A 9,737-nucleotide genomic window follows, 5' to 3' on the forward strand; every position below is an offset into this window, starting at 1 on the left:
TACAATCACGAACGTATCAAGCTCAAGTTAAACGGCCTGAGTCCGGTACAATACCGGACTCAGGTTTTAGCTGCCTAGTTTTTAACCGTCCAACATTTGGGGGTCACTTCACTCCTGCGTGGGAACCTCCAGCATGGCTTAGCCTGAATTTCGCAGGCCGGTCGCAATCCCGTTAATGGTCAGGTGAATGGTGCGCTGGCTGCGGGCACTGGCAAACTTGCTGACCTTGACCTTGCGTTTTTCATATTGGCGCTGCCGGCGAATCACTTCAACCTGCAAGTAATTCAACGGGTCGATATAGGCAAAACGCTCTTGCAGGGCGGCAACCAGTTCAGGGTTGTCGGCCAGCAGTTTGCGACCGGTTATTTGCTTGAGCATGGCCAGGGTTTTGGCGTGTTCGGTTTCAATCATGCCGAAGATTTTTTCCCGGGTTGATTTTTGCGTGACCAAAGCGCTGTATTGCCTGCCGATGGTCAGATCTGATTTTGCCAGCACCATTTCCATATTGGACAGCAGGGTACGGAAGAAGGGCCATTGCTGGTCCATTTCCTGCAATTGTTTCAGGCGGGCTTTGGCGGTTTTGGGGGAATCGGGAGTGCCTTCATTCAGGTAGGTTTCTATGGCAGTACCCACCCCATACCAGCCGGTAATCATCAGGCGGCATTGCGCCCATGAAAATCCCCAGGGAATGGCGCGCAGGTCTTCAATACGCTGCCCGCTTTTGCGTGAAGCAGGGCGTGAGCCAATATTCAGGCCGGCAATTTCATGAATAGGCGTGGCGGCAAAGAAGTACTCATTGAATCCTTTTGTGCCATAGACCAGCTGGCGGTAAGTTTCTTCGGCAATGGCAGACATGTTGTCCATCGCATGACCAAATTTTTCAATGTGGCAGTCTTGTGTATGGCTGCTTGCCAACAGGCTGGCTTCAAGGGTGGCGGAAACCAGCAGTTCAAGATGCCAGCCGCCAATCTCGGCATTCTTGTATTTGCTCTGGATGACTTCACCCTGTTCAGTCAGGCGGATTTGCCCGGCAACGGTGCCTGGTGGCTGGGCCAGGATGGCATCAAAGCTGGAGCCGCCACCGCGTCCTACCGAGCCGCCACGGCCATGAAACAGGCGCAGGCGGACACCGTGTTTCTCAAACACCTGAACCAGTTCCAGTTCTGTCCTGTACAAGGCCCAATTGGACGTTAAATAGCCGCCGTCTTTGTTGCTGTCCGAGTAGCCCAGCATGACTTCCTGAATGCCGCTCTGGGCATACTGTATGCGGTTCTTCACAATGGGCAGGCCAAGCCAGCGATCCATAATGTTGGCACCGGCCTGGAGGTCGGGAATGGTTTCAAACAGGGGCACCACAATCAGGCCGTCATCTTCTGACAAGGGCAGCAGTTCACCGTTCTCATCGCGTTCCTGGGTGATCAGGCCGGTTTCCTGCTGTAATACCAGGACTTCCAGCATGTCACTAAGCGTTTCAGTGTGGGAAACAATATATTGCTGGATGGTTTGTTGACCGTAACGCTTGCAGACAAAAGCGGCCGCACGCAGGATGTCCAATTCCTTGGTGGTTTCTTCGCTGTAACCTTGCCAGGGGGAGACCAGCGGACGGCTTTGGTTGAGTTCGTCCAGCAGCAGCGCTACTTTTTCTTCTTCGCTTAAGCGGGCGTAGTCAACCGGTTTGCCCTTGAAAGTAATGGCGGCGCGACGGTACAGTTCGGTAAGAATTCTTTCGTGAACATCCGAGCTTTGGCGCAGGTCAAGGGTGGCCAGATGAAAACCAAAAACCCGGACCGCCTGCAAAAGCCTGTCCAGGTGCAAGGCAACCACAGCACCTGCCTGATTTTGTTTCAGGGAGTCGATAATGATTTCAAGGTCGCCCGCAAACGCGGCAGGGGTGGCATAGGGTTCTGCCACATGGGTGCTGCGAATGGCAATGTTTTGGTCTGTAAGCAAGCGTGCGGTGGCGGCCAGGCGGGCATAAATATAAATCAGGGCCCGGCGATAAGGTTCATCCTGCCGGTGTCTGGACTGGTCGGGACTAAGGTCGGACAGCGCTTGCAGGGCCTCGGTGACATGTGTCAGCGAGGTGCTGAGGGACAGTTCGGAGCCCAGCAGGTGCACTTCATTAAGGTAATACTCAAAAATGGTGGTGGATTGGCGCAGAACAGCGTGTTTAAGCGTGTCGGCATCTACAAACGGGTTGCCGTCACGGTCTCCACCAATCCATGAGCCCATTTTAAGGAAGGCGGGCAGGGAAGGCGTTTCGGTTGTTCCGTCTTCTGACAGCGTTTTCAGATAATGATTCAGGCGGGTGTATAGCTTGGGGATGGCTGGCAGGAAGGTATTGTTGAAATAGGCGATGGCATTTTCAATTTCATCATCCACCATCAGCTTGTTAAAACGCAGCATACGGGTCAGCCAGAGCGTTTTGATATGGCCTGCCAGCTCGGTCTCAAGTTCTGCCTGTTCGTATTCGGTAAGCGGTTTGTCGTACAGGGCCAGGCAACGTGCAATTTCACGGTGCAGGTCTAGCGTGCTTTTACGCTGGACCTCGGTGGGGTGGGCGGTCAAGACCGGAACAATGCAGGCCTGTGTGAAGAATTCCTGGATGGCATCCTGTGAGACGCCCTGTTCTTTAAGCTTAAGCAATGTATGTTTGAAACTGCCGCGCAGTTCATCACTGTTTTCCAGCAGAATGCGGCGGTGGCGTTTGTTCTGGTCCCGGTCTTCGGCCAGGTTCGCCAGGTGCAGGAAGTAACTGAACGCCCGTGACAAGGTATTGGCTTCATCATCAGACAGTGAAGTGATTTTGTCCAGCAGGACCTCACTGTCATTGATATTGCCTTCCCTGCGAAAACTGACGGCAGAACGCCGCACGGTTTCAATAACATCAAAAATGGGTTTGCCTTCGGACTCATGAATGCTTTGGCCAAGGATTCTTCCCAGCAAACGAATGTCTTGCTGTTGCTCGCTCTTTGTCTTCTTCACACTTTGTCTCTATGTTTTCATTGATTAGGGGAAAATCAATTGTAGAGGCAAATGTCAGAAAGGGTAATTGAAAATTTTGAAAGACAGGCTTTCGTTAATTAAGGAAAAGAAAATCTAACGCTGTTCCGCCGCAATCGCCTCGGCCCTGATCTCTTCCGTCAGGCGTGCTTTCAGTTCCATGAACTCGGGCGTTGTCTTGACGGTGTAGTGACGGGGGTGGGGAAGGTTAACCTTGATTTCTGTCTTGATACGTCCGGGGCGGGCACTGAAAACGGCAATCCGGTTGGCCATGAAAATGGATTCATCAATATCATGGGTCACAAACAGGACGGTTTTTTGGGCCGATTCCCAAATGCCCAGCAACAGCTCTTGCATGAGCAGGCGAGTCTGGTTATCGAGGGCACCAAACGGTTCGTCCAGCAGCAAAATCTTTGGGTCATTGGCCAGGGCGCGGGCAATCGCGGTGCGTTGCTGCATGCCGCCAGACAGCTGTTTGGGGAAGTGCTGCTCAAAGCCTTTCAGGCCAACACGGTTAATGAAGTAAGCGCTGCGTTCCTTTTGCTCGGCGGCAGACATGCCTTTTTCACGCAGGCCAAAACAGATGTTTTGCTCTACCGTGAGCCACGGAAACAGGGTGTAGCTTTGAAACACCATGCCACGGTCTGCACCGGGGCCGGTGATGCGCTTGCCATCCAGAAGCACCTGGCCGGTGGTGGGATGGTCGAGCCCCGCAATAATGCGCAGCATGGTTGATTTGCCACAGCCCGAAGGACCCAGGATAGTGACAAAATCATTTTCATTAACATTGAAATCAATAGGGGTCAGGGCTTGGGTTTGCGTGCCTTTTTTGCCCGGAAAGACGCGGCTGATGTTTTGTATTTCCAGCTGGCTCATTACAGGTTGCTCCAGGCAAATAAACGACGGTTGACGGCCTTGAAGGCAAAGTCGGAAATCAGGCCGATAATGCCAATGGTGATAATGCCAAAAATAATCTGTCCGGTATTCAGCAGGGATTGGCTATTGGTAATCATGTGACCGATTCCTGAAGAAGCGCCAATCAGTTCTGCCACAATCACATAGGTCCAGGCCCAGCCCAGCACCAGTCGCAGGATTTCTGCAATTTCTGGCGCCGCACCGGGCAGTATCACGCGGTGAATGATACCCTTGTTGCTGGCCCCCAGCGTGTAGGCCGCTTCCACCAGATCCTTGCGGGCATTGCTCACCGTGACGGAAACCATCAGGATAATCTGGAAGACCGAACCAATAAAAATCACCAGTATTTTTTGTGCCTCATCAACGCCTGCCCATAAGATCAGCAAGGGAATAAATGCCGATGCCGGCAAGTAGCGACAGAAAGACACAAAGGGCTCCAGGAACGCTTCGATAAACTTGAAGGCACCCATGGCAATACCCAACGGCACGGCAATCAGACACGCCAGAAGGAAACCAACCAATACACGCATGACCGTCATGCCAATATCATGAATGAAATTGTATTCCGTGAAAAGCAGGTATCCTTCTTCAAGCATGGTCAGCGGGCTGGCCAGGAAGGTGGGGGAAACAAATCCACCTAAAGTAAAAATGGCCCAGCTGGCAATGAAGACAATGAAAAAGAGCAGACCCAGCACCCACTTGAAGCGTGGGTGAACGGGCTGCAACGGCCTGAATTCAAAAATTTTGTGTTGTGTCGGTTTCATTACTGCGTTATTCAAGACTTAAGACGGCATGAGTTAATTAACATAAGTCGCATCAAACAGGGCGTTCAGGTCTGCTGGCGCCTTGCGGATCACTTTGGTGTCAATCAGGATATCAGTGGCTTCTTTCATGAAGGGAATAATGTCGTTCTTGAAATAAGCGCGGCTGTCTTCCTTGGTTTTCCAGGTCAGGAATGAGGCGGATTTTTCGAATTGCTCCGCGGACTGTTTAACCTCGGCGCCCATGATGGTATAGGCTTGCTTGGGATTGTTTTTAATCATGTCCAGGGCATCAGAATAGGCCGCCACAAGTGCATGGCCGGCTTTGGGGTTCTCTTTGAGCCAGGTGGGGTTGCAGCCCACAAAGTCGATAATTGCCGGGTATTCAACGGTTGTTGCCAGGATTTTACCGCCTGTTGAGTTTTCACGAACGGTGGAAAGATAGGGCTCGTAGCTCATGGCCACATCAACCTGGCCGGCATTGAACGCCTGGGCGGCCGCCTGTGGAGACAGGGTGTTGGTTTTGATTTCGGACATTTTGATGCCGTTTTTGTGCATCATGTAAGACAGCAGGAAGTAAGGAGAGGCGCCTGCTGTTTCCACGGCAATGGTTTTACCTTTCAGTTCCTTGATGTCATTGACGTCATTGCGTACGGCGATACCATCGGCGCCATGGGAGGCGTCCAGCATGAATATCTGGGTCACAGGCACATTATTGGCATTCCATGCAATGAAGCTGTCAATGGTGGTGGCCACGCACTGCAGGGAACCGGAAGCATAGGCCAGCAGACGGTCTTTAACGGGCAGGAATTTGATATCGACATCCAAACCGTGTTTTTTGAAAAAGCCGGCTTTTTGTGCCAGGGTCAGCGGTGCAAATCCGGTCCAGCCGGACATGCCAATAGCCAGTTTTGTGGTGTCCTGGGCCGAAGCGGTTGCCGATGTGGCAGAAAAACACAGGCTCAGGCCGACAAACAATGCTTTTTTCACTAAAGACATGATCTTTCCTTCAAGGTAACAATAGGTGCGTTTTGAGGCGGTTACTTAAATAGTAGGGAAGCCAAGATTTTATGACAGATTTGCGTATATACGATTGATTTTCATAGTATTTGGCTAATTAGTTTTGAAAAACGATTATTTAGTGTTGTGAAAGAATAATCTGGACATAACACAGTCGCCTACGTATAATTTTCGCTTCAAGCAGGGGTACTAAGCATTGGCTTGGTTGAGAGAGTCCCTTTGTACCAGTACGGATAATGCCGAGGCTGGGAGTTCAACATTCGAATCTGTCGAAAGTCATTCCCTATTCGGCTCCAATTTTTTCATTTGGAGCACCCATGAGCGCTAAACCCATCTTTTCCGCAGCAACCGCACAGGTTGACAATGCGGCTGTCCAGTCATTGCCACGTTCACGCAAAATCCACGAGCAGGGCTCACGCCCCGACATCCGCGTGCCTTTTCGGGAAATCTCGCAAGACGACACCCCCACCATGTTTGGCGGTGAAAAGAACCCGCCGCTAACCGTTTATGATACCAGCGGCCCTTATACTGATCCGGCCGTACAGATTGACATTCGCAAGGGCTTGCCGGCGGTGCGCAAAGCCTGGATTGAAGAACGCAACGATACCGAAGTGCTAAATGGCCCCAGCAGTGAATACGGGCAGCAGCGCCTGCAGGATCCGCAACTGGCCGCCATGCGTTTTGAGTTGCAGCGCCCGCCACGCCGCGCCAGGGCAGGCCGGAACGTCTCGCAAATGCATTATGCGCGCAAAGGGATAGTGACCCCTGAAATGGAATTCGTGTCTATCCGCGAAAACATGCGGGTGGAGCAGTACCTGGAAAGCCTGCGCCAAAGTGGTCCTGATGGTGCAAAACTGGCCGCGCGCATCAGCCGCCAGCATCCGGGTCAGTCATTCGGGGCATCCATTCCACAGCGCATCACGCCGGAATTCGTACGTGATGAAATTGCCCGTGGCCGTGCCATTATTCCGGCCAACATCAACCACCCTGAAATTGAACCCATGGCGATTGGCCGCAATTTCCTGGTCAAGATCAACGCCAATATCGGCAATTCGGCATTGGGATCGGGCATTCATGAGGAAGTGGAAAAAATGACCTGGGCCATTCGCTGGGGCGGTGATACCGTGATGGATTTGTCTACGGGCAAGAATATTCATGAAACCCGCGAGTGGATTATCCGCAACTCGCCTGTACCGATTGGTACCGTGCCTATTTACCAGGCGCTGGAAAAAGTGGATGGCAAGGCCGAAGCGCTGACCTGGGAAATTTTCCGGGATACGTTAATTGAACAGGCAGAGCAGGGAGTTGATTACTTCACCATTCACGCTGGGGTCCGTTTGCCCTTCATTCCCATGACCGCCAATCGCATGACGGGTATTGTGTCACGGGGTGGTTCGATTATGGCCAAATGGTGTCTGGCGCATCATAAGGAAAGTTTCCTGTACGAGCATTTTGAAGATATTTGCGACATCATGAAAGCCTACGATGTGAGTTTTTCGCTGGGTGACGGTTTGCGGCCGGGCTCGGGCTACGATGCCAATGACGAAGCCCAGTTTGCCGAGCTGAAAACCCTGGGCGAACTAACCCAGGTGGCCTGGAAGCACGATGTGCAGGTCATGATTGAAGGTCCCGGTCATGTGCCCATGCACCTGATTCGTGAAAACATGGACATGCAACTGGTGCATTGCCACGAAGCGCCATTTTATACACTTGGCCCGCTTACCACCGATATTGCCCCTGGTTACGACCACATCACTTCAGGTATTGGTGCCGCCCTGATTGGCTGGTACGGCACCGCCATGTTGTGCTACGTGACGCCCAAAGAACACTTGGGCCTGCCCAACAAGAAGGACGTGAAAGACGGCATAATCACTTACAAAATTGCCGCCCATGCCGCTGACTTGGCCAAAGGGCATCCGGGCTCAGCCATTCGGGACAATGCCTTGTCCAAGGCGCGTTTCGAATTCCGTTGGGATGACCAGTTCAACCTGGGGCTGGATCCGGATACGGCCAAGGATTTTCATGACGAAACCCTGCCCAAAGACTCCATGAAAGTGGCGCACTTCTGTTCCATGTGCGGACCGCATTTTTGCAGCATGAAAATCACGCAGGACGTACGCGAATATGCCGAGCAGCAGGGTCTTAGCGACAAGGATGCACTGCAAAAAGGCATGCAGGAAAAATCCATCGAGTTCGTGAAAAAGGGCGCCGAGATTTATCATCAGGCGTAATACTGATGGTTCCCACGCCTACTCACCAAACCATTTCAAATTTGAATGAAGCCCGGCCGTTTCACCCACCACAATAAGGGCAGGGGCTTGCGCCAGTTTGGCCAGCTCAGGCAATTGTGCCAGTGTGCCTGTTTGAACCTGTTGGTTCTTGCGGGTACCATGGCTGATAATGGCAATGGGTGTATTTTCTTTGCGGCCATGGGCAATCAGCTGGTGTGAAATTTCCTTGGCCTTGATTGTACCCATGTAAATCACCAATGTCTGTTTGCCACGGGCCAGGGTTTTCCATTCCAGCTCATCGCCATCGGGGCGGCAATGGCCGGTAATGAACATGGCGGTTTGGGCATGGTCGCGGTGCGTGAGTGGGATGCCGGCATAAGCGGTTGCGCCCAGTGCCGCCGTAATGCCCGGGATCACCCGGTAAGCAATTTTTTCTTCACGCAGGGCTTCCAGCTCTTCGGCCCCCCGGCCAAATACAAAGGGGTCGCCTCCTTTCAGGCGTACCACACGCAGGCCCTGTTTGGCGTATTTGATCAAGCGCCGGTTGGTGTCTTCCTGCGCCACCGAATGCGCGCCCGCCCGTTTACCCACCGATTCCCGAATCGCGTCACGGCGCACCAGTTCCAGTATTTCGTCGCTGATCAGGGCGTCATGCAGCACGATATCGGCCTGTTGAATGGCCTGCAGCGCTTTTAAAGTAAGCAGTTCCGGGTCACCGGGCCCGGCGCCTACCAGGGTGACCTCACCGGCCTGGCTGGTATGGCCATTCAGCTGTTGTTCCAGTTCACGTTCCGCCTGTTGGGGCTGTCCGTTTTCCACCAGGGCGTTAAAACGGCTGGCAAACAGGTTCTCCCAGAAGCGCCGCCGCTCTGTGATACTGCCCAGGCGGGCTTTGACCCGGTCGCGCCATTTGCCGGCCAGGCTGGCAACTTCACCTAAATGGTGGGGAATCAGGGCTTCCAGCTTTTCCCGCAGCAGCCGGATCAGGACCGGAGAAGTGCCCTGGCTTGAAATGGCGATTTGAATGGGCGAACGGTCAATGACGGAGGGCAGGATGAATGAGCAGAGTTCCTGGGTATCTACAATATTAACCAGTTTCTGGCGCTGTTCGGCTTCACTGGCGATCTGTCGGTTCAGTTCTGCATTGTCGGTGGCACCAATAACCAGAAATATATCATTTAATTGCCCGGGCTGAAACGAGTCCGCAATATGGCTGACACGGCCTTCCTGGACCCATTGGGCCACTTCATCACAAAGCGCCTGGGCAGCGATGCGTACCAGGGCACCCGCCTTGAGCAGGGAGGCGATCTTGCGTGCGGCAACGTGGCCACCGCCTACAACCAGGACAGGGCGATTGTTAAGATCGGCGAAGATGGGGTAATAAGAAGACATCAGAAACCAGGGCAATAAGAAACAATGATGGGGTCTGATGTATGCTATATGAAGTATTTAATAAATAAAAATAACTATTTTGTTGATGTTTAGAACTGGTGGTTATATATGATTATTGGCTCCCACGCTGGAGCGTGGGAGCCAGAAGGGCCTTTTGCGACAGCCTCGGGAGCGTGGGAGCCAGAAGTTCAGAGTATGGTATTGGTGCCCATGCTCCAGCGTGGGCACCGGAAGGCATACCGGAAGGCACCGGCGCATGAACTCAGGCTTCTACTGGTTCCCACGCTCTGAAGTGACCCCCAAATGTTGGACGGTTAAAAACTAGGCAGCTAAAACCTGAGTCCGGTATTGTACCGGACTCAGGCCGTTTAACTTGAGCTTGATACGTTCGTGATTGTAGTAGTGAATGTATTGC

The 9,737-nt window shown here is 52.7% G+C and carries 8 protein-coding genes; 2 read left to right on the plus strand and 6 right to left on the minus strand.

The annotated features are described in order from the left end of the window. A partial coding sequence (locus IE074_RS14485; protein WP_189384867.1) for an IS3 family transposase occupies positions 1-78 on the plus strand: 78 nt, incomplete at its 5' end. Positions 79-138: 60 nt separating this feature from the next. Here IE074_RS14485 and ppc read toward each other — a convergent pair. From ppc to IE074_RS14505, 4 genes are all read right to left on the minus strand, one after another. Beyond that, a complete protein-coding gene (gene ppc, locus IE074_RS14490; RefSeq protein ID WP_189386158.1) occupies positions 139-2,985 on the minus strand; it encodes a phosphoenolpyruvate carboxylase in 2,847 nt (948 codons plus the stop codon). Positions 2,986-3,099: 114 nt separating this feature from the next. Further along, on the minus strand, positions 3,100-3,879 hold the full coding sequence (locus IE074_RS14495) for an ABC transporter ATP-binding protein (protein ID WP_189386159.1): 780 nt from the start codon (positions 3,877-3,879) through the stop codon (positions 3,100-3,102). Then, the gene (locus IE074_RS14500; RefSeq protein ID WP_189386160.1) at positions 3,879-4,682 is read right to left on the minus strand and encodes an ABC transporter permease; all 804 of its coding nucleotides are present in this window, start codon (positions 4,680-4,682) and stop codon (positions 3,879-3,881) included. The genes IE074_RS14495 and IE074_RS14500 overlap by 1 nt, the downstream gene beginning before the upstream one ends. Positions 4,683-4,715: 33 nt before the next feature. After that, a complete protein-coding gene (locus tag IE074_RS14505) occupies positions 4,716-5,678 on the minus strand; it encodes an ABC transporter substrate-binding protein (protein WP_189386161.1) in 963 nt (320 codons plus the stop codon). A 338-nt stretch (positions 5,679-6,016) separates the two neighbouring features. Here IE074_RS14505 and thiC point away from each other — a divergent pair, with 338 nt between their 5' ends. Then, positions 6,017-7,930: a phosphomethylpyrimidine synthase ThiC gene (gene thiC, locus IE074_RS14510; protein ID WP_189386162.1), complete on the plus strand. Its 1,914-nt coding sequence runs from the start codon at positions 6,017-6,019 to the stop codon at positions 7,928-7,930. Positions 7,931-7,948: 18 nt separating this feature from the next. On the opposite strand, the gene cysG is transcribed toward thiC, so the two are convergent. Continuing rightward, positions 7,949-9,322: a siroheme synthase CysG gene (gene cysG, locus IE074_RS14515; protein WP_189386163.1), complete on the minus strand. Its 1,374-nt coding sequence runs from the start codon at positions 9,320-9,322 to the stop codon at positions 7,949-7,951. A 321-nt stretch (positions 9,323-9,643) separates the two neighbouring features. Continuing rightward, positions 9,644-9,737 (minus strand): IS3 family transposase (locus IE074_RS14520; RefSeq protein WP_189386164.1); only part of this gene is annotated, 94 nt, incomplete at its 5' end.

This window comes from Advenella faeciporci (assembly GCF_014652395.1).
Classification (GTDB): Bacteria; Pseudomonadota; Gammaproteobacteria; order Burkholderiales; family Burkholderiaceae_B; genus Advenella; species Advenella faeciporci.

Coding starts and splice junctions, on each gene's coding strand:
- thiC (WP_189386162.1), top strand. CDS start 6,017: ATGAGCGCTAAACCCATCTTTTCCGCAGCAACCGCACAGGTTGACAAT.
- IE074_RS14505 (WP_189386161.1), bottom strand. CDS start 5,678: ATGTCTTTAGTGAAAAAAGCATTGTTTGTCGGCCTGAGCCTGTGTTTT.
- IE074_RS14495 (WP_189386159.1), bottom strand. CDS start 3,879: ATGAGCCAGCTGGAAATACAAAACATCAGCCGCGTCTTTCCGGGCAAA.
- cysG (WP_189386163.1), bottom strand. CDS start 9,322: ATGTCTTCTTATTACCCCATCTTCGCCGATCTTAACAATCGCCCTGTC.
- IE074_RS14500 (WP_189386160.1), bottom strand. CDS start 4,682: ATGAAACCGACACAACACAAAATTTTTGAATTCAGGCCGTTGCAGCCC.